General features: G+C 67.0%; 17 protein-coding genes. 9 read left to right on the top strand and 8 right to left on the bottom strand.

The window, feature by feature from the left end; all coding sequences use genetic code 11:
• The first annotated feature begins 95 nt into the window (after positions 1-95).
• A complete protein-coding gene (dapA, locus tag E1832_RS16785) occupies positions 96-968 on the top strand; it encodes a 4-hydroxy-tetrahydrodipicolinate synthase (RefSeq protein WP_133360921.1) in 873 nt (290 codons plus the stop codon).
• A gap of 99 nt (positions 969-1,067) precedes the next feature.
• On the opposite strand, the gene E1832_RS16780 is transcribed toward dapA, so the two are convergent.
• The 4 genes from E1832_RS16780 to E1832_RS16765 form a co-directional block, all read right to left on the bottom strand.
• Positions 1,068-1,937, bottom strand: a complete 870-nt coding sequence (locus E1832_RS16780; RefSeq protein WP_133360920.1) for a dimethyl sulfoxide reductase anchor subunit family protein — start codon at positions 1,935-1,937, stop codon at positions 1,068-1,070.
• 1 nt (position 1,938) lies between these two features.
• On the bottom strand, positions 1,939-2,694 hold the full coding sequence (locus E1832_RS16775) for a 4Fe-4S dicluster domain-containing protein (protein ID WP_133360919.1): 756 nt from the start codon (positions 2,692-2,694) through the stop codon (positions 1,939-1,941).
• 87 nt (positions 2,695-2,781) lie between these two features.
• Positions 2,782-5,610 carry a molybdopterin oxidoreductase family protein gene (locus E1832_RS16770; RefSeq protein ID WP_133360918.1) on the bottom strand — a complete coding sequence of 943 codons (2,829 nt, stop codon included), beginning with the start codon at positions 5,608-5,610 and terminating at the stop codon, positions 2,782-2,784.
• A 121-nt stretch (positions 5,611-5,731) separates the two neighbouring features.
• Positions 5,732-6,865: a citrate/2-methylcitrate synthase gene (locus tag E1832_RS16765; RefSeq protein ID WP_133360917.1), complete on the bottom strand. Its 1,134-nt coding sequence runs from the start codon at positions 6,863-6,865 to the stop codon at positions 5,732-5,734.
• Between the two features lie 33 nt (positions 6,866-6,898).
• Between E1832_RS16765 and E1832_RS16760 the strand changes: the two genes are divergently transcribed.
• On the top strand, positions 6,899-7,753 hold the full coding sequence (locus E1832_RS16760) for a phosphate acyltransferase (RefSeq protein ID WP_133360916.1): 855 nt from the start codon (positions 6,899-6,901) through the stop codon (positions 7,751-7,753).
• Positions 7,754-7,831: 78 nt separating this feature from the next.
• Here the strand turns inward: E1832_RS16760 and xsc are convergent, their stop codons facing one another.
• From xsc to E1832_RS16745, 3 genes are all read right to left on the bottom strand, one after another.
• Positions 7,832-9,607 (bottom strand): sulfoacetaldehyde acetyltransferase, encoded by a 1,776-nt coding sequence (gene xsc / locus E1832_RS16755; RefSeq protein WP_133360915.1) that lies wholly within the window; start codon positions 9,605-9,607, stop codon positions 7,832-7,834.
• Between the two features lie 110 nt (positions 9,608-9,717).
• A complete protein-coding gene (pdxR, locus tag E1832_RS16750) occupies positions 9,718-11,223 on the bottom strand; it encodes a MocR-like pyridoxine biosynthesis transcription factor PdxR (protein WP_133360914.1) in 1,506 nt (501 codons plus the stop codon).
• Positions 11,224-11,544: 321 nt separating this feature from the next.
• A complete protein-coding gene (locus E1832_RS16745; RefSeq protein WP_133360913.1) occupies positions 11,545-12,507 on the bottom strand; it encodes a class I SAM-dependent methyltransferase in 963 nt (320 codons plus the stop codon).
• A 188-nt stretch (positions 12,508-12,695) separates the two neighbouring features.
• On the opposite strand from E1832_RS16745, the gene E1832_RS16740 reads away from it, so the two are divergent.
• Positions 12,696-13,004 (top strand): ArsR/SmtB family transcription factor, encoded by a 309-nt coding sequence (locus E1832_RS16740; RefSeq protein WP_133360989.1) that lies wholly within the window; start codon positions 12,696-12,698, stop codon positions 13,002-13,004.
• The gene (locus E1832_RS16735) at positions 12,997-14,064 is read left to right on the top strand and encodes a permease (RefSeq protein ID WP_133360912.1); all 1,068 of its coding nucleotides are present in this window, start codon (positions 12,997-12,999) and stop codon (positions 14,062-14,064) included. The genes E1832_RS16740 and E1832_RS16735 overlap by 8 nt, the downstream gene beginning before the upstream one ends.
• Before the next feature lie 103 nt (positions 14,065-14,167).
• Here E1832_RS16735 and E1832_RS16730 read toward each other — a convergent pair whose 3' ends face one another.
• On the bottom strand, positions 14,168-15,553 hold the full coding sequence (locus E1832_RS16730; protein ID WP_133360911.1) for an aminotransferase family protein: 1,386 nt from the start codon (positions 15,551-15,553) through the stop codon (positions 14,168-14,170).
• 425 nt (positions 15,554-15,978) lie between these two features.
• On the opposite strand from E1832_RS16730, the gene E1832_RS16725 reads away from it, so the two are divergent.
• The 5 genes from E1832_RS16725 to E1832_RS16705 all read left to right on the top strand — a co-directional run bounded on the left by E1832_RS16725 (position 15,979) and on the right by E1832_RS16705 (position 21,315).
• A complete protein-coding gene (locus E1832_RS16725; RefSeq protein WP_133360910.1) occupies positions 15,979-16,977 on the top strand; it encodes a taurine ABC transporter substrate-binding protein in 999 nt (332 codons plus the stop codon).
• 124 nt (positions 16,978-17,101) lie between these two features.
• Positions 17,102-17,908, top strand: a complete 807-nt coding sequence (locus tag E1832_RS16720) for a taurine ABC transporter ATP-binding protein (protein WP_133360909.1) — start codon at positions 17,102-17,104, stop codon at positions 17,906-17,908.
• Positions 17,905-19,173 carry an ABC transporter permease gene (locus tag E1832_RS16715; protein ID WP_133360908.1) on the top strand — a complete coding sequence of 423 codons (1,269 nt, stop codon included), beginning with the start codon at positions 17,905-17,907 and terminating at the stop codon, positions 19,171-19,173. The genes E1832_RS16720 and E1832_RS16715 overlap by 4 nt, the downstream gene beginning before the upstream one ends.
• Before the next feature lie 130 nt (positions 19,174-19,303).
• A complete protein-coding gene (locus tag E1832_RS16710; protein ID WP_133360907.1) occupies positions 19,304-20,008 on the top strand; it encodes a TetR/AcrR family transcriptional regulator in 705 nt (234 codons plus the stop codon).
• The gene (locus tag E1832_RS16705; protein WP_245514021.1) at positions 20,005-21,315 is read left to right on the top strand and encodes a phenylacetate--CoA ligase family protein; all 1,311 of its coding nucleotides are present in this window, start codon (positions 20,005-20,007) and stop codon (positions 21,313-21,315) included. The genes E1832_RS16710 and E1832_RS16705 overlap by 4 nt, the downstream gene beginning before the upstream one ends.
• The last annotated feature ends 1 nt before the right edge of the window (position 21,316 follow it).

The raw sequence follows: 21,316 nt of genomic DNA, 5'->3' as shown, positions 1-21,316 counted from the left end.
ATCCGTGGCCTGCCCGGATCAACACACAATCGCGGATGGCGCCCCGGTTCGGCACCGCGCCGCCCGCGCAGGACGCAGTATAAGGGAGTGTTTCCATGTTCAAAGGCTCAATGCCGGCCCTCGTCACCCCGTTCCGAAACGGCGAGCTGGACCTGGATACGCTCAAACGTCTTGTGGAATGGCAGATCGGCGAAGGCTCTACCGGGATCGTGCCCGTGGGCACCACGGGCGAGAGTCCAACGCTGTCCCATGAAGAGCACGAAACCGTGATCGCCGAGGTGGTCAGGGCCGCCGCCGGGCGCGTGCCGGTGATCGCCGGCGCCGGGTCGAACAACACCGTCGAGGCGATTCGCTTTGTCGAATTCGCCGCCCGCATCGGCGCCGATGCGGCGCTGGTCGTGACCCCCTATTACAACAAGCCGACCCAGCGCGGCATGATCGCCCACTTCACCGCGCTGCACGATTGCGCCGATATCCCGATCATCATCTACAATATCCCCGGCCGCTCGGTGGTCGACATGACGCCCGCCACCATGGGCCAGCTCGCGAAACTGCCGCGCATCGTCGGCGTCAAGGACGCCACCGGCAAGCTGGAGCGGGTCAGCCAGCAGCGCATGAGCTGCGGGCCGGAGTTCATCCAGCTCTCGGGCGAGGATGCCACCGCGTTGGGCTTCAACGCCCATGGCGGTGTCGGCTGCATCTCGGTCACCGCCAACGTGGCGCCGAAGCTTTGCGCCGAATTCCAGGCGGCGACGCTGGCCGGCGACTATGCACTGGCGCTGGAGTATCAGGACAGGCTGATGCCGTTGCACGAGGCGATCTTTATCGAGCCGGGGCTGGTCGGCGCCAAATACGCGCTGTCGAAACTGGGGCTGTGCGGCGAAGAGGTCCGCTCGCCGCTGACCGGGCTGGAGGACAGCACCAAAGCGGTGATCGACGCGGCGATGAAACACGCCGGGCTTCTCTGATATCGTGTTTGGCGGCGTCCTCCGGGGCGCCGCCCTTCCGGTCTTTTTCCGGCCGGAAATATCCCGGGGGCGCCGCCTCCGTCTCCCGCCGACAGCGCCTCAACGCTGGCCGTAGTACAGCCCCACCACATGCTCGGCCTCGGCAAAGAACAGCCAGCGCGAGACCATGACGCCGGCCAGATGGCTCAGTACCGCCAGCGCCGCCAGCAGGTGCGAGAACGGCAGGATCAGGCAGATCACCGGCACGGCAACCATCAGCAGCAGCGCGATCACCCGCAGCCTGGCCGCGTGCTTGCGCCCGACAACGTAGACCATTTCGCGCAGCAGGTAGTTGGGGCCGGTGTGCGGCGGCTCGAAAGCGCGCACCGCGCCGCCCCTGAGCCCGGTGGCGCTGGTCATCGTCGTACCGGATCGTGCCAGCGCCGCGTCGCCGCGGATCCAGTGGGCGATCTGGATGATGCCGGCGAAGATCAGCAAAGGTACGGCCCAGCGGGTCTGTCCGGCCAGCAGCGCGCCGCCGGCCAGCGACAGGACAAGGAACAGTGCCGGTGTCAGCCGCGAATGCCAGCGCGGCACCGATCTGAGCTGGGTGTAGATCATCGAGGTGGTCAGGACGGTGCCAAGGCTGAGCGTGCTGCCGAGCCAGCCAAGAAGGCTCCAGCGACTGTCCAGGAACACCAGACCGGCGCCATAGATGGCCATGACGATCAATGTGGTGACCGAGGCCCAGCCCTCGCGGCTCAGCCAGCTTGTACGCCACTGAGTGAACGCCTTGAGCCCGCGTTCAGGGTGGCCGAGGTGGAAGGCAGAGGCGATCAGCCCGCCCACCGCCAGCAGGTAGGCGAGGACGAAAAAGACGAAAGCCACCCAGCCGGTGACGGCAGGCAGGCCGAAGCCCAGCCAGATCAGCAGGCCGAAGCCAAGGCCGGAGAGCGTGGTGAACAGGATGACCGAGCGCGCGGGATGCATATCAGTGCCTCCCGCCCGGAAGGCGGTCCAGCGCCCGATCGAGCCAGCCGAGGAAGCCGCCGGGTTCCTCCGTCACCGGGGCGAGCGGCGCGGCGCCCGCCTGCTCCAGCCGGTCCTTGGGACGCGGCGGCAGGTACTTGTTGACCGGCTTCGTGCCCTGTTCCGGCATCAGGTCGAAGCCGCCGCGCGCATCCACCAGCCGGCTCACATCGCTGTCCGGATCGCCCAGATCGCCGAAATGCCGCGCGCCGGCCGGGCAGGTGCGCACGCAGGCGGGCACCCGGTCCTCCTCCGGCAGATTGTTGTTATAGATCCGGTCGACGCAAAGCGTGCATTTCTTCATCACCCCCTCTGCCGCATCGAGCTCCCGCGCGCCATAGGGGCAGGCCCAGGCGCAGAGGCCGCAGCCGATGCAATCGCTTTCGTTGACCAGCACGATACCGTCCTCCACCCGCTTGTAGCTGGCGCCGGTGGGGCAGACGGTGACGCAGGGCGCATCCTCGCAATGCAGGCAGGATTTGGGGAAATGCACCAGTTGTGCCAGCCCGTCCTCCGGCTGCACCTCATAGGAGTGCACACGGTTGAGGAAGGTGCCCGACGGATCGGCGCCATAGGGCGACTGATCGCTGAGCGGAGCGCCATAATTCTCGGTGTTCCAGCCCTTGCAGGAGATCACGCAGGCATGGCAGCCGACGCAGGTGTCCAGATCGATCACCAGACCCATCTTGCGGTCGGTTTCGGTGGGAAGTTGGGTCATTCGGTCAGCCCTTGGCGCTGGGTGCGTCGACGGGACCGGGGCGCTGCCCCGGACCCCGGGATATTTCCGGTGAGAGGAGGATGGCAGTCATTTTCCAACCTTCCATTTCAGGACATCCGGCCCGGTGCGCACCGGCGATGCAATCGGCGCAAATGCTGGCTGGCTTTCCGCCGGCGGCGCCACTTTCTCGATCTTCACCTTCAGGTCGAACCAGGCCGCCTGGCCGGTGATCGGATCGGAATTGGCCCAGCGCAGCCCGTCGCCCCGGGGCGGCAGCAACTCATGGATCAGATGGTTGAGCAGGAAGCCCCTGGTCGCCTCCGACGCGTCCGGCTCCAGGGCCCAGGCGCCCTTGCGTTTGCCGATGGCGTTCCAGGTCCAGACGGTGTTGTCGTTCAGCGCCGCCATCTCCATCACCGGAACGGTGATTTGCCCATGCGGCGAGGAAACCCGCACCCAGTCGCCGTCGCGCAGCCCGTGGTCCCGCATCAATTTCGTCGGGACATAAAGCGGGTTGTGCCCGTGCAATTGCCGCAGCCAGGCGTTTTGGCTGCCCCAGCTATGATACATCGCCATCGGCCGCTGGGTCAGCGCGTTGACGGTATAGCCCTCGTTGCCCTGTTGGTCGGTCTCGTACCAGATCGGCAGCGGGTCCATCGTGGCCTTGATCCGCGCGCGCAGGTGCTCCGGCGGTTGCCGCTCGCCATGCCCCTCGGCGGCCAATTGGAACCGGCGCAGCGGTTCGACGTAAAGCTGGAACAGATAGGGCTGCGGGCTGTCATAAAGGCCCATCCCCACCGCCCAGTCCTGATAGGCCGCGTTCCAGGGTTTGTAATAGGCAGCCTCCTCGGGGATATGGCTGACGAAGAACCCGCCGTTCTCGATATAGCGATCGAGCTGCCCCGGGTTCGGTACGCCTCGCCCGGCCCCTGTTCCGTCACCGCGCCAACCGGCCAGCGGGCCGATCCCCGGCTTGCGCTGGTGGTTGACGATGTAATCGGCGTAATCGGCGTAGATCGCCTTGCCGTCCGCGTCGACCAAGCCCGGCAGGCCCAGCCGCACGCCGAGGTCGATCAGCACCGACTGAAACCCGCGCACGTCGCGATCCGGCTCCACCACCGGCCAGCGGATCGCATCCGCCGCCGCATCCGCCTCGCAGATCGGCCGGTCGAGCAGGGAAATGCAGTCGTGCCGCTCCAGATAGGTGGTGTCGGGCAGCACCAGATCGGCATAGGCCACCATCTCGGAACTATAGGCATCCGAATAGATGATGCGCGGGATCACATACTCGCCGCTCTCGTCGGTGTCAGTCAGCATCTCCATCACACCCTTGGTGTTCATGGAGGAGTTCCACGCCATGTTCGCCATGTACATGAACAGCGTGTCGATCTTGTAGGGATCGCCCGCATGCGCATTGGAGATCACCATATGCATGAGGCCATGGGCGCTCATCGGGTTGTCCCAGGTAAAGGCCTTGTCGATCCGCGCGGGGCTGCCGTCCGGCTTTAGCGCCAGATCCTCCGGGCCTTGGACAAAGCCCAGGTGCGGCCCGTCGAGCGGCGCGCCGGGGGTCGCCTTGCAATGCGGCTTGGGGTGGATCTCCGAGGGCTTCGGATAGGGCGGTTTGAAGCGAAAGCCGCCGGGCACCTCGACCGTGCCCAGCAGGATCTGCAACACATGCAGCGCGCGGGCCGTCTGAAACCCGTTGGCATGGGCTGAAATCCCGCGCATGGCATGGAAACTGACCGGCCGCCCGATCATCCTGGCGTGTTTCTCGCCGCGGAAATCGGTCCATTCGCGGTCCAGCTCGATGGCCTCGTCAAAGGCGACGCGGGCGATCTCGGCGGCCACCGCGCGGATTTTCTGCGCCGGGATGCCGCAGCGTTCCGCCACCACCTCGGGGGCGTACTCGTCCGACAGGTATCGCTCCGCCATCAGGTGCAGCACCGGGCGATAGGTCACGCCGTCCTGTTCATGCGTGGCCGAGAGATCGGGCCGCGCACCCGGCTGGTCGAAAGGGGTCAGCGTGCCGCTCGCCCGGTCGATCACCAACGGTTTGCCGTCCCCGTCGCGCAGCAGCAGCCCGTCCTGATCCGTGCCCGGCGCCTGCGCCACCAGGCAGGGCGCGTTGGTATAGCGGGCGAGGTAATCAAGGTCGATCTTGCCCGACTTCATCAGCACATGGATCAGCGACAGGATCAGGAGGCCATCGGTGCCCGGCGTGATCCCCACCCAGTCGTCGGCCACCGCGTTGTAGCCGGTGCGCACCGGGTTCACCCCGATCACCCGCGCGCCGCGCGCCTTGATCCTGCCGATCCCCATCTTGATCGGGTTGCTGTCATGGTCCTCGGCCACGCCGAACAGGATGAAAAGCTTGGTATGATCCCAGTCCGGCTGGCCGAATTCCCAGAACGCGCCGCCCATGGTGTAGATGCCGGCGGTGGCCATGTTGACCGAGCAGAAGCCGCCGTGGGCGGCATAGTTGGGGGTGCCGTACTGTTGCGCCCACCAGCCGGTGAAGCTTTGCGATTGATCCCGCCCGGTGAAGAAGGCCAGCTTTTCCGGCGCCTCGTCGCGCAGCGGTTTCAGCCAGCCGGTGGCGATCTCCAGCGCCTCCTCCCAGCTGATTTCCTCGAACGCGCCCGATCCGCGCGGCCCCACCCGTTTGAGCGGTGCGCGCAGGCGTGACGGCGAGTTGACCTGCATGATCCCGGCCGAACCTTTGGCGCAGAGTACCCCCTTGTTCACCGGATGATCGCGGTTGCCCTCGATATAGGCGACCTGTTCTTTTCCGTCCGGGCCGGCCTTCATATGCACGTTGATGCCACAGCGGCAGGCGCACATGTAGCAGGTGGTCTTGCGGACCTCGTCCGAGACCTTCGGCGAAAGCTCCAGATCCGGCTGGCGGTGGCTCATGTCTCGTCTTCCCCGTTTTCCCGGAACGCTAGAGCAGATTGCCGGGCCTTGCGACGATTTTCCGAATTGCTGCGGAAACGCGAAACCCTGTCCTTGAGATTGGCCAGTTTCCGGACCGGCGTCACCGTGCCGCGATGGGCAGATAGGCGCGCGGCTCCGGCCCGTTATAGAGGGTGAGCGGGCGGATCAGGATGTTGCCGCGCTGCTGTTCGATGCACTGGATGACCCAGCCGGGCATCCGCCCGATGGCGAAGATCGGCACATAGAGGTCCATCGGGATGCCGTGCAGCTGGTAGATCACGCCGGAATAGAAATCGACGTTCACGTTCAGCCCGTGGCGGGCATAGGGTTTCATCGCCTCGACCACCGCCTGCAGGATCTCGTACCACTCCGGCGCGCCCATCTCCTCGCCCAGTTTGCGCACGCCTTCCCGCATGTGCCGCGCCCGCGGATCCTCCTTGCGATAGACCCGGTGGCCAAAGCCGGTGACGGCCTCTTTCGCCGCGCGCTTGGCCTTGACGTAGGCCGCCGCATTTTCCGGCTTGCCGATCTCATGCACCATCTTCATTACGTCCTCGGCCGCGCCGCCATGGGCCGGGCCGGCGAGAGTGGACAGCGCGGTGACAATGCCGCCGTGCAGGTTGGTCTCGGTGCCGATGGTCACCCGGGCGGCGAAGCTGGAGGCGTTGGCGCCATGTTCGGCATGCAGGATGAAATCCACATCGGCCAGCCGGGCGGCATCCTCTGACGGCTTTTTGCCTTTCAGCATCCACAGCCAGTTGGCGGCATGGCCGAGGCTGTCGTCAGCGGCAACCGGGTCGCGCCCGTTGCGGATCGCCTCATGGGCGGCAATGATCATCGGCACCTGGCTGGTCAGGCGGATGCCGTTCTCGATAAACGCCTCTTCGCCCACCTCGCGCGCGGCGGGCTCCAGCGCGGCCAGCGCCGACACGGCGGTGCGCAGCACGTCCATCGGATGCCCCGCCCCGCACGCCGCGATGATGTCATAGACCGCATCGGGCAGCACGCGCGCGGCCTTCAGCCTGGCGTCGAATGCGGCCAGTTCTTCCGTCGTCGGCAATTCCCCGAAGATCAGCAGATAGCAGACCTCTTCGAAACTCGATCTGGTCGCCAGGTCGTGGATCGAATAGCCGCGATAGCTCAGCTCGCCCCTGGCGCCGTCGATGTCGCTGACGCCGCAGCGTTCGAAATAGACGCCCTTGAGGCCCCGGTTGATCTTGACGTTCTCGCTCATGACTGGCTCCTTCGGATCGAAAGGGAGGGTGGAATGTCGGCTCTGGACAAGGCGTTTGAGACGGCCCGCGCGCGACGGGCCCGGGTGGTGTTCCCCGAAATGGGGCAGGACACCCGCATCGACGCGGCGGCGCAGCGGCTGCGCGAAGAGGGGCTGGCGGAGCCGGTGCCGGTCTCCGATATAACGGAGGCGCAGATCGATATTCTGGTTGAAGCGCGCGGCGTGAAAGAGGCGTTGGCGCGGCGGATGCTGGGTCGCCCGCTGATCCGCGCCGCCGCCATGGTCGCGGCTGGCGAGGCCGACGCGATGGTCGCCGGTGCCGTCACCCCCACAAAAAAGGTGATCGAGGCGGCCAGCATCGCCATCGGTCCGGCAGAGGGGGTGTCGACAGCATCGTCGTTTTTCCTGATGCGGTTCCCCGACGGGCGCGAATTGATCTTTGCCGATTGTGGGCTGAACGTGGACCCGGACGCGGCGCAACTGGCCGACATCGCCCGCGCCTCGGCGGCCACCGGCGCCGCGTTGCTGGGCGCGGCGCCGGTGGCGCTGCTGTCCTTCTCCACCGGCTCCAGCGGCGTTGGCCCCAGCGTCGACAAGGTGCGCGCGGCGGCCGAGGCCACCGGCTTCACCGGTCCGCTGCAGGGGGACGCGGCGCTCAATCCACGGGTGGCCGAGGCCAAGGGGCTGGGGCAGGGCGATGCCAATGTTCTTGTCTTCCCCGATCTGGATGCGGGCAATATCGCTTACAAACTGGCGCAGGAACTGGCTGGCGCGCAGGCGCTGGGGCCGATCCTGCAGGGGTTCCGCCGCCCCGTCTGCGATCTGAGCCGCGGGGCGACGGTCGAGGATATCGTGGCCGCCACCGTGGTGACGCTGGCGCTGGCCTGAGGGGGCGGAATTTTCGAAAATTCCGCATAAATTCCTTCGAAGGAATTTGCGGCCAACGGCCCCCTCTGACTTCTTCGATCAGACCTGCTGCGGCCGCATGTCGGCGGCATTGATCCCGGCAACCTCAACCGGCTTGGTCATCGCGTCGCGGCGGAACGGCTCGCCCAGTTCCTGGTTGATCAGCGCCTCGATCAGCGTCGTCTTGCCTTGCTCCATCTGGTCGGTGATCGCCTGTTTCAGCGCCGCCGAAAGCTCCTCCATGGTGCGCGCGATCACGCCCTGCAGCCCGCAGGCGTTGGCGATGCCGGCATAGGAGACCTGGGTGTCCAGCTCGGTGCCGACGAAGTTGTCGTCATACCACAGGGTCGAGTTCCGCTTTTCCGCGCCCCATTGATAGTTGCGGAAGACAACTTGCGTGATCGCCGGCCATTCGCCCCGCCCGATGGCGGTGAGTTCCGTCACCGCGATGCCAAAGGCGCCGTCGCCGGAGAAGCCGACAACCGGCACATCCGGGCAGCCGATCTTGGCCCCGACGATCGAGGGCAACCCGTAGCCGCAGGGGCCGAACAGGCCGGGTGCGAGGTATTTCCGCCCCGCCTCGAACGACGGATAGGCGTTGCCGATGGCGCAGTTGTTGCCGATGTCGGAGCTGATGATCGCCTCGCGCGGCAGCGCGCTCTGGATCGCGCGCCAGGCCATGCGGGGGGACATCCAGTCGGGCTTGTCGTCGCGGGCGCGCTGGTTCCATGTCGTGCCGGGATCGTCGTCCTCGTGATCCATCGAGGCCAGCTGCTGCGCCCAGGCGGATTTGGTCTGCGCGATCATCGCCTTGCGCGCCTCGCGGCCCTCGTCGCCGGCGCTGCCGGACAGCTTGTCGAGCAGCGACCCCGCCACCTGCTTGGCGTCGCCGACGATGCCCACGGTCACTTTCTTGGTCAGCCCGATCCGGTCGGGGTTGATGTCGACCTGGATGATCTTGGCCTGCTGCGGCCAGTAATCGATGCCGTAGCCGGGCAGGGTCGAGAACGGGTTCAGACGGGTGCCGAGGCACAGCACCACATCGGCCTTGGCGATCAGCTCCATCCCCGCCTTCGAGCCGTTATAGCCCAGCGGCCCGGCGAACAGCGGATGCGAGCCGGGGAAGGCGTCGTTGTGCTGATAGCCCACGCAGACCGGCGCATCGAGCCGTTCGGCCAGCGCCATCGAGGCCGGGATCGCACCTCCCAGCACCACGCCGGCGCCGTTCAGGATCACCGGGAATTTCGCCCCGGAGAGCAGCGCCGCCGCCTCATCCAGCGCGGCCTCGCCACCGGCGGGGCGCTCGAACTCGACAATCTCGGGCAGCTCGATGTCGATAACCTTGGTCCAGAAGTCGCGCGGCATGTTGATCTGAGCCGGCGCGCTGGCGCGCTTGGCCTGGATGATCACCCGGTTCAACACCTCGGCCACGCGGGTGGGATCGCGCACCTCTTCCTGATAGGCGACCATGTCCTTGAAGGCGGCCATCTGCTCGACCTCCTGAAAGCCGCCCTGACCCATGGTCCTGTTGGCGGCCTGCGGCGTGACCAGCAGCAGCGGCGAGTGGTTCCAATAGGCGGTTTTCACGGCGGTGACGAAATTGGTGATGCCCGGGCCGTTCTGGGCGATCATCATGCTCATCTTGCCGGTGGCGCGGGTATAGCCGTCGGCCATCATGCCGCCGGAGCCCTCGTGCGCGCAGTCCCAGAAGGCGATCCCGGCCTTGGGAAACAGATCGGAAATCGGCATGAAGGCCGAGCCGATGATGCCGAAGGCATGTTCGATCCCATGCTGCTGCAGCACTTTCACAAAGGCTTCTTCGGTGGTCATTTTCATGGGCAGAGACTCCGGGAATTTTGAAATTCGATTTTAGGTCTGGATTTGTTTAGGCGCTTGTCACCAGGACGGTTAGGGCCAGTCGGCGCGGCGAAATAGGTCCACTTAGGTCAGCTATGCTGCATTGCTTGCGGCGCGGGCCTGTCGGTCGCGCCCGGTGCGTCGCGCAGCGCCGCAGCGATGCGCGCAATTCCCTCTCCGATCCGGGATGTGGGGATCGAGGAATACCCCAGCCGGTAAAACCGCGCCGGCCGCTCCGGCCCGGCGAAAAAGGGGGCGCCGGGTTCGATGAACACGCCGTCGGCTTGCAGACGGGTGGCCAGCTCGGCGCTGTCGGTGCCCTCCGGCGCCTGCATCCACAGGGACGAGCCGCCATAAACGCCGCGTCCCGCGATGGTCAGCCCGTGCTCCGCGATTGCCGCCTCCGCCGCGCGGCGGCGGTCGTGCAGCGCCGCCCCCATGCGCCTGATCTGGCTGTCATAATGGCCCAGCGACAGGAAATAGGCGGCGGTGCGCTGCATGTGGCCGGGCGGGTGGCGCAGCATGGTGGCGCGCAGCGCGCGGGCCTCGCGGATGAAGGGTTCGGAACCGACCATGTAGCCCAGCCGCAGGCCGGGGAAGAGCGATTTGGAGAAGCTGCCGACGTAGATCACGCGGCCGTCCTCATCGAGCGATTTCAGCGCCGGGGACGGGGCGGCGAGGAAGGCCATCTCGAATTCATAATCGTCCTCGACCACCAGCGCGTCGAGTTCGCGGGCGCGCTCCAGCAGGGCGTGGCGGCGATGCAGCGGCATGGTGGCGGTGGTCGGGCACTGGTGGCTGGGGGTGGTGAAGATCACGTCGGTGCCCGGCGGGATCGCGTCCGGCGGCAGCCCGTCGGCATCCACCCGCACCGGGGTCAGCCGGCAGCCGGCATGGGTCAGCAGGTCGCGCTGGGCGTGATAGCAGGGATCCTCGATCACCGCGCGACGGCGGCGGTTGAGCAGGACGCGGGCGGCGATCCACAGCGCGTTCTGCGCCCCCAGCGTGATCAGGATTTCCTCGGGCCGGGCCGAAATACCGCGTCGGGGCAGGGTGTGGCGGGCGATGTATTCGACCAGCAGGGGATCGTCGCGATCATAGTAATCGTCTGTTAATGATGCGAAATCCTTCTGTCCCAGTGCGCGCAGGGCACATTGGCGCCAGTTGGCGTGGTCAAACAGCGTGGGGTCGGCCTGACCGTAGATGAAGGGATAGCGGAAGTCGCGCCAGTCGCCGGGTTTGCGGGGGGTATCGCCGCCGGTGAAACGCTGGGCGATGGCGCGGGTCCAGTCCACGGTATCGGCGGCGCGCGGGCGCGGCGAATAGGTGGGCGGCACCGGCGCGTTCTCGGACACGTAATAGCCCGAGCGGCCCTGCGCGCTGAGATAATCGTTTGCCACCAACTCGGTATAGGCCAGCGTCACGGTGATCCGGCTGACGCCGAGATGGGCGGCGAGCCTGCGCGAGGAGGGCAGCTTTTCGCCGGTGTGAAACCGGCCCGACAGGATGCCCTCGGCGATCATCTGCTGCACCTGCGCCTGGAGCGTGCCGGGCGCGTCGGGGTTGAGAAAGAAGGTATCGACGGCGATGGACATGGCGGCAGAATAGGTTGGACTTATCCGGCTTGTAAACTGGATGTAACGGGAGGGGCGACGCGCGGGGCGTTAACCGGGCGCTTGGGGGTGGGAATCGGGGGGCCGCCGGGGTGTTTGCTGGTGGGTATCGGGGAGTTTCATCGCGGTTTTGTACGGTTTGGGGCGCGGTGCCGGTGCCGGTTGCGGGCGGATTGGGGAGTTTTCGCGGCGTTTCGTACAATCCGGCGGGGGACCGGGGGCATCGGCCCGGACCGCGGTTAACGGGGGGCGGCATCTCACGGTGTATTGAACCCTTCGCGCCGCTGCGGCCCGTCTGCGGCGTCAGCGGGCCTTGCGCCAAATCTCGCCCGCGCCCTCCATCGGGATCAGCGCGGGGTACTGTTCGAGGTCGAGCGGCATCGGCGCGATCAGATAGGCGCCGGGGCGCATGTCCTCGGCCAGCCGCGCCTCGAGCCGGGCCTGAAGATCGAAGGAGGAGAACGGGCGGAAGGAATAGATCACGTCGGCCCGGGAATAGTCGTAGTCCAGCGCGTCGGCCACCTCGATCGCGGTGCCGAGGTCAAAGGCGGCGCGGCCCGTGGCGATGGCCAGCGGATTGATGTCGAAGCCGCTGCACTCGGAAAACAGGCAGAGCCCGGCGCTGCGGGCCAGTTCGAGATTATGCCCCGGCCCGCAGCCGATTTCGAGCAAAGAGACCGGCCGGTAGCGCGCGCCGTCCACGGCAAGGGCCGGATCCTGGCTGAGGCAGAGGTCGAGCCGTGCGAGCAGGTCGAGCAGGCGGCCGATGCCGATGGCGATGTAATCGTAGGAGCCGTCGGGGAGGTCGAAGCCGTTGGCGGGGATGTCCGGCACCGCCTGGCACTGGCGATGGAGCTGTCGCTCCAGCGTGCGCTGGAGCGCGGCGTTCTTGCGGGCCTGCGTTTCGAGCCCGGACCCAAGGCCGGCGATCAGCGCGGCATGGCGCGAGAGCGCGTCGCGCCCGTCGGTCAGCGCGGCGCGGTAGGCGGCCCGTTCGGCGGAGAGCGTCCGTTGTGCCCTCTCCAGCTGTTTTTCGCAGGACTGGGCGCGGAGCATCAGGGTCTTGAGGCGTCCGGCGCGGTCGGCTGAGGCGGGGGCGGCGGGATCGGCCAGGGCGGCGATGCGGGCCGAAAGCTCGGTCATGGACCGCAGCAGCCGGGCCTGATCGCCGACCGCCCGGTCGAGCCCGGACAGCGCGTCGTCGAGCGCGAGGGTGGTTCGCAGCAGGGTCAGGGGCGGCACCGTCTCGGGGCTGTCGTCGTGCATCGGGCCGGCCTTTCCGCTGGGGTGGGGGGAAGTGTGCCCCGGGTGGCGGAATTTCTCAATGATTTGGGCGGGCGGCCCGGTGGCGGGCAAGCGCCGGACCGGGGGCTGGCGGTGGGGCGGGTTCCGTTGATCTTGACATCGCCTCATGATTCGAAATAACTAGGTTTATAGTTTTGATGGAGGCGCGGATGTGGGAAGAGACGGCACAGGGCTTTGCCGCGATGGGATCGGAGTCCCGGCTGAGGGTGCTCAAGACGCTGGTGCGCGCCGGCGAGGTCGGATTGACGGTGGGCGAGATCCAGGAGCGGACCGGCATCGCGCCCTCGACCCTGGCGCACCATCTGAAATTCCTCGCCGCCGGCGGGCTGGTGGAGCAGGAAAAGGCGGGCCGCACGGTCATCAACCGGGCCCGCTATGACAGATTGAAAGAGCTGGCGGCCTTTATCCTGGATGAATGCTGCATCGACACGCAGAGAAAGGCGGCGAACGATGGCTGACACGACGCAAGTGAACTCCGGCGGGACGCAGCCTGTCGGGACCGGGCGCGGGATTTCCCGGGCGCTGAAACAGGCGCTGAAGACCCCCTGGGCGGTGATCGTGGCGATCCTGCTGGCGGTGGCGGTGCTGGATCCGGGCAATCTGCGCGATACGGTGGTCTTTGCGGCGCGCGCGCTGGCCCATACCGGGCAGTATATCCTGTTCGCGGTGCTGCTGCTGGCCTATCTCAAGGCCACCGGCGCCGAGGCGATGGTGGCGCGCGCCTTTGTCGGACGCGAGATGCGGATGATCGTCTTTGCCGCGCTTCTGGGCGGGCTGGCGCCGTTCTGTTCCTGCGAGGTGATCCCGTTCATCGCCGGGCTGCTGGCGCTGGGCGCGCCGCTGTCGGCGGTGATGGCCTTCTGGCTGTCCTCGCCGCTGATCGACCCGCCGACGCTGCTCATCACCGCAGGTGCGCTGGGCTGGCCGTTCGCGGTCGGCAAGGCGGTGGCGGCGGTGGCGCTGGGGCTGTTCGGCGGTTTCGCGGTCAAGGCGCTGATGCGCGGCGGCGCCTTTGCCAGCCCGCTGAGGCAGGTGCAGCGCAGCGGCTGCTGCGGCTGCGGCGGACCCAAGCTGGACGCCAGGCCGGTCTGGCGGTTCTGGGGCGCGGCGGAGCGGCGGGCGACGTTCCGGGCGGAATTCGTCTCCAACGGGCTGTTCCTGCTGAAATGGCTGGCGCTGGCCTATGTGCTGGAGGCGCTGCTGGTGCATTACGTGCCCGCCGATCTGATCGCGCAGGTCGTCGGCGGCGACGGTGTCGGCGCGATCGGGATCGCGGCGCTGGTGGGGATGCCGGCCTATCTGAACTCCTATGTCGCGCCGCCGCTGCTGGCCGGGCTGATGGAGCAGGGGATGAGCGCGGGCGCCGCGATGGCCTTCATGATCGCCGGCGCGGTCAGCTCGATCCCGGCGATGGCGGCGGTCTGGTCGCTGGTGAAACCGCGGGTGTTCGCGGTCTATCTGGGGCTGGGGGTGCTGGGCGCGGTGATCGCGGGGATGCTGTTCCAGCTGGCGGTGTGAGGGGGGGGCTGCCCCGGCGCGCGGTGGCGCGCCTCCCCCGGGATATTTCGGGTGACAGGAAGATGGGGGCGGGGCGCGATGAGGGGCGCCCCGCCCTTTTGCGTCAGCCGAAGACCTTGGTCAGCGCCCGGTCGACGGTGTCGGTGATCTGGTCGATGTCGTCGGCGGTGGCGATCAGCGCCGGCGAGAAGCACAGCACGTTATTGAGCCCCGGCACCGAGCGGTTCGAGGCGCCGATGATAACCCCCTGCGCGCCGCATTCGGCGGAGACCTGGGCGATTTCCTTTTCGCTCACCGGCTCCTTGCTGGCGCGGTCGGCGACCAGTTCGGCGCCCAGGAACAGGCCCTTGCCGCGCACATCGCCGATGACCTTGTGCTTGTCCATCAGCGCCTGGAGGTTGCCCATCATCCGCTCGCCCATGTTGACGGTGTTTTCGAGCAGGTTCTCGTCCTCGATGATGCGCATGTTCTCCAGCGCCGCCGCCGGGCCGGCGGTGCAGCCGCCGAAGGTGGAGATGTCGCGGAAGTAGTTCATCGGATCGCTGGCGTCGTCCTTGAACATCTCGAACACCTCTTCGGTGGTCACGCAGCAGGCGATTGCCGCGTAGCCCGAGGCGACGCCCTTGGCCATGGTCACGAAGTCGGGCTTGATGCCGTATTGCTGGTAGCCGAACCAGGTGCCGGTGCGGCCGATGCCGCAGACGACCTCATCGATGTGCAGCAGGACGTCGTACTTCTTGCAGATCTCCTGCACCCGCTCCCAGTAGCCCGGGGGCGGGGTGATGACGCCGCCGCCGGCGGTCACCGGTTCGAGGCAGAGGCCGCCGACGGTATCGGGGCCCTCGGCCAGGATCACCTCTTCGATGGCGTCGGCGGCGCGCTGGCCGTATTCCTCACCGCTCAGATCCCACTGGGCGCGGTATTCCATGCAGTGGGGGACGCGCACGAAGCCCGGCGCGAGGGGGCCGTATTGCATCACCCGCTCGTCCTGACCGCCGGCCGACATGGTGGCCAGCGTACCGCCGTGGTAGTCGCGGTCGCGGTAAAGGATCTTGTGCTTCTTGCCGTCGTATTTCTTGTGGGCGATCTGGCGGATCATCTTGAACGCCTTCTCGTTCGCCTCGGAGCCGGAGTTGGTGTAGTACACCCGGCTCATCCCCGGCATTTTCGAGATCAGTTTCTCCGAGAACAGCGAGCCGGGGATCGAGCCGGCCGACTGGGCGAAATAGCACAGTTTCATCAGCTGGTCATAGACCGCCTTGGCGATGCTTTCGCGGCCATAGCCGACGTTCACGGTCCAGACCCCGCCGGAGACGGCGTCGAGGTATTCCTTGCCGTTCTGGTCCCAGACGCGCATGCCCTTGCCTTCGAGGATGATGCGCGGATCGTTGGTTTCGAACGCCTTGTGCTGGATCAGGTGATGCCAGACATGGGCCTTGTCGGCCTCGACGATGCGGCTGATGTCGTTTTCATTGAACGTGCCGTCCATAGCCTGTCCTTTCGATTTATTCAGGAATCCGGGGGCGCCAAAGGCCCCGCGTGCGGGGTGTGGCATCTGTTTCATGACAAACGCCAAATTTGCAGTGTTCCGTAGGTCCAGATGCGATTTTGCAATGAGTCCAACGCGGCGCCGATGCCCGGTCCGGGGCGTCGCTGCCCATCGGGTAGGCACCCGGAATCCGGCGGAAATCGGCAGATTTACGAAAGCGGAAGACATATTTCGATTTCTGCTACAGTCCGGATCGCGCCGGAAAAAAAGTTTGATCGCGCCCGGAAATTGGGCTCGGATCGGGGGGGCGGCGGCGGCCGGAGGCGGCGCGCCCGGTGTGACGATGTGACGATGTGAAAAGACGTGGCGGCAAACCGCCCGCGAAAACTGGGTCCGCCCGCAGGCGGACGAACAGGGAGATGACGATGACAGCAAAGAGCAAACTGATGGGCGCGGTGGCCGGTCTGGCCCTGCTGGCCGGGGCGACGGCGGCCAGCGCCGAGGAGGTCACGGTGGGCTATTTCCTCGAATGGCCGATGCCGTTCGAATACGCCAAGGTGATGGGCACCTATGACGAGGAGATGGGCGTCACGGTGAACTGGGTCAGCTTCGATACCGGCACCGCGATGAGCGCGGCGATGGCGAGCGGAGACGTGCAGCTGTCGGTCAGTCAGGGGGTGCCGCCCTTCGTGGTGGCGACCAGCGCCGGGCAGGATCTGCAGATCCTCGACGTGGCGGTGAGCTATTCGGACAACGACAACTGCGTGGTGCGCTCGGATCTGGAGATCGACAAGATGTCCGCCGGCGAACTGGCGGGCAGGAAGGTCGCCGTGCCGCTGGGCACCGCGGCGCATTACGGTTTCCTCAAGCAGATGAATCATTTCGGCGTCGATCTCGGAAGCATGGAGATTGTCGACATGGCGCCGCCCGATGGCGCCGCGGCGATCGCGCAGGGCGCGGTGGACATGGCCTGCGGCTGGGGCGGCAGCCTGCGCCGGATGAAGGAGCATGGCAACGTGTTGCTGACCGGGGCGGAAAAGGAAGAGCTGGGCATTCTGGTGTTCGACGTGACCTCGGGGCCGGCCGGCTGGGTCGCGGAGAACAGCGATCTGGTGGCCAAGTTCCTCAAGGTGACGGGCGAGGCCAACGCGATGTGGAACTCCGGTGCGCATAAGGCTGAGATGCTGCCGGTGATCGCCAAGGATGCCGGCATGGATCTGGAGGCGACCGAGGCCACGATCAGCACCTTCATCTTTCCCTCGGTGACCGATCAGCTGGGGCCGAAATGGCTGGGTGGGGGCGCGCAGACCTTCATGAAGGGGGTGGCGGATGTGTTCGTGCAGGCGGGCAGTATCGACGCGGCGCTGGACAGCTATGAGAACGCGGTCAACATCGCGCCGTTGCAGGCCGCCAGCGGCATGTGACGGGCGGTCAGGCGGGGCGGCCGTGCGGGTGCGGTACGCCCGGCTGCCGGCCTGCATCGGGGCGGTGAGGCGGGCTTTCCCGCCCTGCCGGCCCGCGGCGCATATCTGACAGACAGGGGGGGCCATGTCCGGACTGGCGATCGAAAACCTCTCGATGCGGTTCGACCTGCCGGGCGGCACGTCGGTGCAGGCGTTGCAGGACGTCTCGCTGCATCTGAAAGAGGGCGAGTTGTTGAGTGTGCTGGGCCCGTCGGGCTGCGGCAAGACCACGTTGCTGAACATCCTCGCGGGGTTCCTCGCACCGACCGAGGGGCAGGTGGTGATGAACGGGCACCGGGTCACCGGGCCGGACGCCGAGCGCGGCATGGTGTTCCAGCAGGGCGCGCTGTTCGAGTGGATGAACGTGCGCGACAACGTCAGTTTCGGGCCGCGCATGAAGGGCATGGGCCGGGCCGAGATGGCCGGGATCGTCGATCACCTGCTGGAGGTCGTGGGGCTGAGGGATTTCAAGGACAAGGCGGTCTATGAGCTGTCGGGCGGCATGCAGCAGCGGGTGGCGCTGGCGCGGTGCCTGGCAAACGATCCCGACGTGATCCTGATGGACGAGCCGCTGGGCGCGCTGGATGCGCTGACCCGGGAGAAGATGCAGAGCCTGGTTCTGAAGCTGTGGAAGGAGACCGGCAAGACCATCATCCTGATCACCCATTCGGTGGAGGAGGCGCTGCTTTTGGGCGAGCGTCTGCTGGTGATGGCGCCGCGGCCGGGGCGGATTCACAAGGAATACCGGCTGCCGTTCGCCGACATGGGGGTGGGGGCCGATCTGCGCGAGGTCAAGAAACATCCCGATTATGCGCCGACGCGGGAGGAGATCCTGAACATGATCTGGAACATGGAAGAAGAGATCATGGGCCGGGTGGAGGCGGGCGCATGATCCCGCTGCTGATCTATGCCGCGATCTTTGTCGCCTCGTTCCTGATCGTCAGCCGGGTGGTGCGCCGGGCGGCGCGGCGCGATTTCACCGCGCTCAAGACGGTGACCTTCGGCGACGAGAGCGCGGTGGTCTCGGACCGCTGGGCCAGCGTGATCTCGATCGTCACCATCTTCGTGCTCTGGGGGATGTTCACCGGCTCGGCGCTGTTGCCCGGGTTCCTGCATGCGCCGGGGCCGTTCGAGGGGGTGGCGACCTTTGACTATACCGCGCAGACGCCGGACGGGGAGCGCGACGACGCCACGGTGACGGTGCTGGTGCATCCGGTCGATCAGAAGGTCGAGGCGCCGGAGGTCGATCCCGGCGACGGCTGGGCCAGGAACGACAGCGCCACGGTGGGGATGTGGCGCAGCGGGCTGATCCGGGTCGACCGCAACGACGAGTTGGGCCGCGCCGAGGGCGCCGAGGTGGTCGCCGTCAACGGTGAGCCGATCGCGCCCGGCGGCTCGGTCGGGACCGAGTTCGGCCGCGTCGGCATGTCGCCCAAGGGCACGTTGAATTTCGAGCCCGACAAGGGTTGGCAGATGGAGCCGATCTGGCTGCCTTCGCCGGAGGCGGTGGTGGTCAGGATGGGCGAGATTGCCGGCGAGGGCTTTCGCGGATCGACCCTGTGGGAGCATCTGGGCTATTCGCTGTTCCGGGTCGTCGTCGGCTTCTTCTTCGGGGCGCTGCTGGGCATTCCGCTGGGCTATGCGATGGGGCTGAGCAACTGGTTCCGGGGCTGGTTCGACCCGATTGTCGAGTTCATGCGGCCGGTGCCGCCGCTGGCGCTGATCCCGCTGGTGATCATCTGGGCAGGAATCGGCGAGACCGGCAAGATCATCCTGCTGTTCCTGGCGGCGCTGTGGATCATGGCGATCGCGGCGCGCTCGGGCGTGTCGGGCGTGGCGATCTCCAAGGTGCATGCGGCCTATTCGCTGGGGGCGAGCAAATGGCAGATCATGCGCCATGTGATCATGCCCAATTCGCTGCCGGAAATCTTTACCGGCGCACGGGTGGCGATGGGGGTGTGCTGGGGGACGGTGGTGGCCGCCGAACTGGTCGCCGCGGAAAAGGGGGCGGGCATGATGATCATGGTCGCCTCGAAATTCCAGAACACCGATATTGTGATCATGGGGATCATCCTGATCGGGGTGATCGGGTTCGGCATCGACATGCTGATGCGCTGGGCGGAGCGGGTGATGGTGCCGTGGAAGGGCAAGGTCTGAGCACGGCCTGAGATGGCGCCGCGCCGAGGGGCGCGGCGGGCGCTGTCGCGCCGGTGGGCAGAAAATCCTTGCAAAGGGGGGCATCTGGCGACAGAAATGAAAATGACTTCATTTTCATTTCGAGGGTGCGATGACCGCTGACGCCGCAAGATCCGATCCCGATCCCGGTCAGATCCCGAATCCCACTCTGGCCGGATCCTCCTATGCCGCCGCGCTGGTGGCGCAGGCGGCGGACCGGCCCAAGGGCGAGCGCAGCCGCGCGCAACTGCTGCGGGCGGTGTGTGAGCTGCTGGAGGGGCAGCCGCCGCAGGATCTGACCATCGCGGCGATCTGCGGCCGGGCGGGGCTGTCGAACGGGGCGTTCTATGTCTATTTCAGCGACCGCGGGCTGCTGCTGGACGAGCTGCTGACCGGATTTGTCGGCTTTGCCCAGGCGGCGATGCGGGCGGCGAGCCGGGTGCGCCCCGACGATCCGGTGCGGGCGGCGACGCGGGCCTATGTGGCGCTGTTCCGCGAGAACCGGGGGCTGATGCGCTGTCTGGTGCACCATCTGGAGGGGTTTCCCGAGGCGCGCGCGGCGTTCCACCGGTTCAACCGCGACTGGCTGGAAGGCGTGGCCGCGGCCGTGGAGCGGGATCTGGCGCGGCAAGGGCGGGCCGGGGCGATTGCGCGGGACGAGCTGCTGCGGCGGGCCTATGCGCTGGGTGGAATGGTGGACCAGTACCTGTCCAGCCTGTTGCTGTCGGAGGATCCGGCGCTGATGGCGGTCTCGGGCGACGAGGCGGCGGTGCTGGACACGCTGGATTTGATCTGGGACCGGGGGATGCAGCCATGACAGCGGGCAACGGGATGATCGAGGGCGCCGAGCGGATGAGCCGGGCCGAGCTGGCACCGCATATCCAGGCGCTCTGGCAGGAGCAGGCGGCCTATGTGGAGGCGCATTCGGATTTCTACCACACGCTCTGGGACGGCAGGCAGCCGCCGGCGCGGCTGGAGGATCTGGCCGAGCTGCCGCTGTCGGACAAGGCGATGCTGCGCCAGTCGCAGGCGGCGCATCCGCCGTTCGGCGATTACCTCGCCTCGGCGCGGGCCGCGGCGAACCGGCTGCACCGCACCTCGGGCACCACGGGACAGGCGATGAACCTGGCGCTGTCGGCGCGGGATGCGGCGATCACCCAGGCCGTGGGCGGGCGCTGTCATTCGGCGGCGGGGCTGGGGCCGGAGGATACCGTTGTGCATTGCCTGAACTACCAGATGTGGATGGGCGGGCTGACCGACCACATGACGCTGGAGGCGACCGGCGCGCTGGTGGTGCCCTTCGGTGTCGGCGCGACCGAGTTGCTGGTGCACACCATTCAGGAGGTGGGGATCACCGCGATCTCCTGCACGCCCTCCTATCCGGCGGTGCTGGAGCGGGTGATCGCGGAGAAATTCCCGGGGTTGACCCCCCGCGATCTGGGGCTGCGGCTGGGCCTGTTCGGCGGTGAGCCGGGGCTGGACGATCCGGCGTTCCGCGCGCGGCTGCGCGAGACCTGGGGAATGGAGCCGCGCAATGCCAACTACGGCGTGTCGGATGTGTTTTCCAACTTCGCGGCGCAATGCGAGGACGACAGCCACCTGCATTTCATGGCGGCCGATGTGCTGCACCCCGAGCTGATCGACCCGGATACGGCCGCGCCGCTGCCGCTGGAGGCGGGGCAGGAGGGCGAGCTGGTGCTGACCCACCTGCTGCGCGATTGTCAGCCGCTGGTGCGGTTCCGAACCGGCGACATCATCCGCATCGAGGCGACCGACCCCTGTTCCTGCGGGCGCAGCGGGTTCCGGTTCGCCGTTGTCGGGCGGTCCGACGATATGGTGGTGGTGCGGGGGCTGAACATGTTCCCCTCGATGGTGGCCGCGGTGGTGATGGAGTTTGCCGAGCTGTCCGGCGAATACCGGATCGAGCTGTCGGGGCTGCCGCCCTATGATGTGCTGCCGGTGGCGGTGGAACTGGCCGGGGGCGTGGACGAGGCACCCGATCTGGCGGCACGGGTGGTGGCCGAGATCAAGCGACGGCTGGGGACGACGGCGCATGTCATGGTGCGGGCGGCGGGCAGCTTTCCCCGCACCGAGGGTAAGACGAAACGGGTGATACGGGGATAGA

It is taken from the genome of Antarcticimicrobium luteum, from assembly GCF_004358185.1.
Lineage (GTDB): Bacteria > Pseudomonadota > Alphaproteobacteria > Rhodobacterales > Rhodobacteraceae > Antarcticimicrobium > Antarcticimicrobium luteum.
This window is presented reverse-complemented; position numbering and strand designations above follow the sequence as displayed.

What these genes read in the sequence shown, in the direction of transcription:
- dapA (WP_133360921.1), top strand. Translation starts at nt 96, where the DNA reads ATGTTCAAAGGCTCAATGCCGGCCCTCGTCACCCCGTTCCGAAACGGC.
- E1832_RS16780 (WP_133360920.1), bottom strand. Translation starts at nt 1,937, where the DNA reads ATGCATCCCGCGCGCTCGGTCATCCTGTTCACCACGCTCTCCGGCCTT.
- E1832_RS16775 (WP_133360919.1), bottom strand. Translation starts at nt 2,694, where the DNA reads ATGACCCAACTTCCCACCGAAACCGACCGCAAGATGGGTCTGGTGATC.
- E1832_RS16770 (WP_133360918.1), bottom strand. Translation starts at nt 5,610, where the DNA reads ATGAGCCACCGCCAGCCGGATCTGGAGCTTTCGCCGAAGGTCTCGGAC.
- E1832_RS16765 (WP_133360917.1), bottom strand. Translation starts at nt 6,865, where the DNA reads ATGAGCGAGAACGTCAAGATCAACCGGGGCCTCAAGGGCGTCTATTTC.
- E1832_RS16760 (WP_133360916.1), top strand. Translation starts at nt 6,899, where the DNA reads ATGTCGGCTCTGGACAAGGCGTTTGAGACGGCCCGCGCGCGACGGGCC.
- xsc (WP_133360915.1), bottom strand. Translation starts at nt 9,607, where the DNA reads ATGAAAATGACCACCGAAGAAGCCTTTGTGAAAGTGCTGCAGCAGCAT.
- pdxR (WP_133360914.1), bottom strand. Translation starts at nt 11,223, where the DNA reads ATGTCCATCGCCGTCGATACCTTCTTTCTCAACCCCGACGCGCCCGGC.
- E1832_RS16745 (WP_133360913.1), bottom strand. Translation starts at nt 12,507, where the DNA reads ATGCACGACGACAGCCCCGAGACGGTGCCGCCCCTGACCCTGCTGCGA.
- E1832_RS16740 (WP_133360989.1), top strand. Translation starts at nt 12,696, where the DNA reads ATGTGGGAAGAGACGGCACAGGGCTTTGCCGCGATGGGATCGGAGTCC.
- E1832_RS16735 (WP_133360912.1), top strand. Translation starts at nt 12,997, where the DNA reads ATGGCTGACACGACGCAAGTGAACTCCGGCGGGACGCAGCCTGTCGGG.
- E1832_RS16730 (WP_133360911.1), bottom strand. Translation starts at nt 15,553, where the DNA reads ATGGACGGCACGTTCAATGAAAACGACATCAGCCGCATCGTCGAGGCC.
- E1832_RS16725 (WP_133360910.1), top strand. Translation starts at nt 15,979, where the DNA reads ATGACAGCAAAGAGCAAACTGATGGGCGCGGTGGCCGGTCTGGCCCTG.
- E1832_RS16720 (WP_133360909.1), top strand. Translation starts at nt 17,102, where the DNA reads ATGTCCGGACTGGCGATCGAAAACCTCTCGATGCGGTTCGACCTGCCG.
- E1832_RS16715 (WP_133360908.1), top strand. Translation starts at nt 17,905, where the DNA reads ATGATCCCGCTGCTGATCTATGCCGCGATCTTTGTCGCCTCGTTCCTG.
- E1832_RS16710 (WP_133360907.1), top strand. Translation starts at nt 19,304, where the DNA reads ATGACCGCTGACGCCGCAAGATCCGATCCCGATCCCGGTCAGATCCCG.
- E1832_RS16705 (WP_245514021.1), top strand. Translation starts at nt 20,005, where the DNA reads ATGACAGCGGGCAACGGGATGATCGAGGGCGCCGAGCGGATGAGCCGG.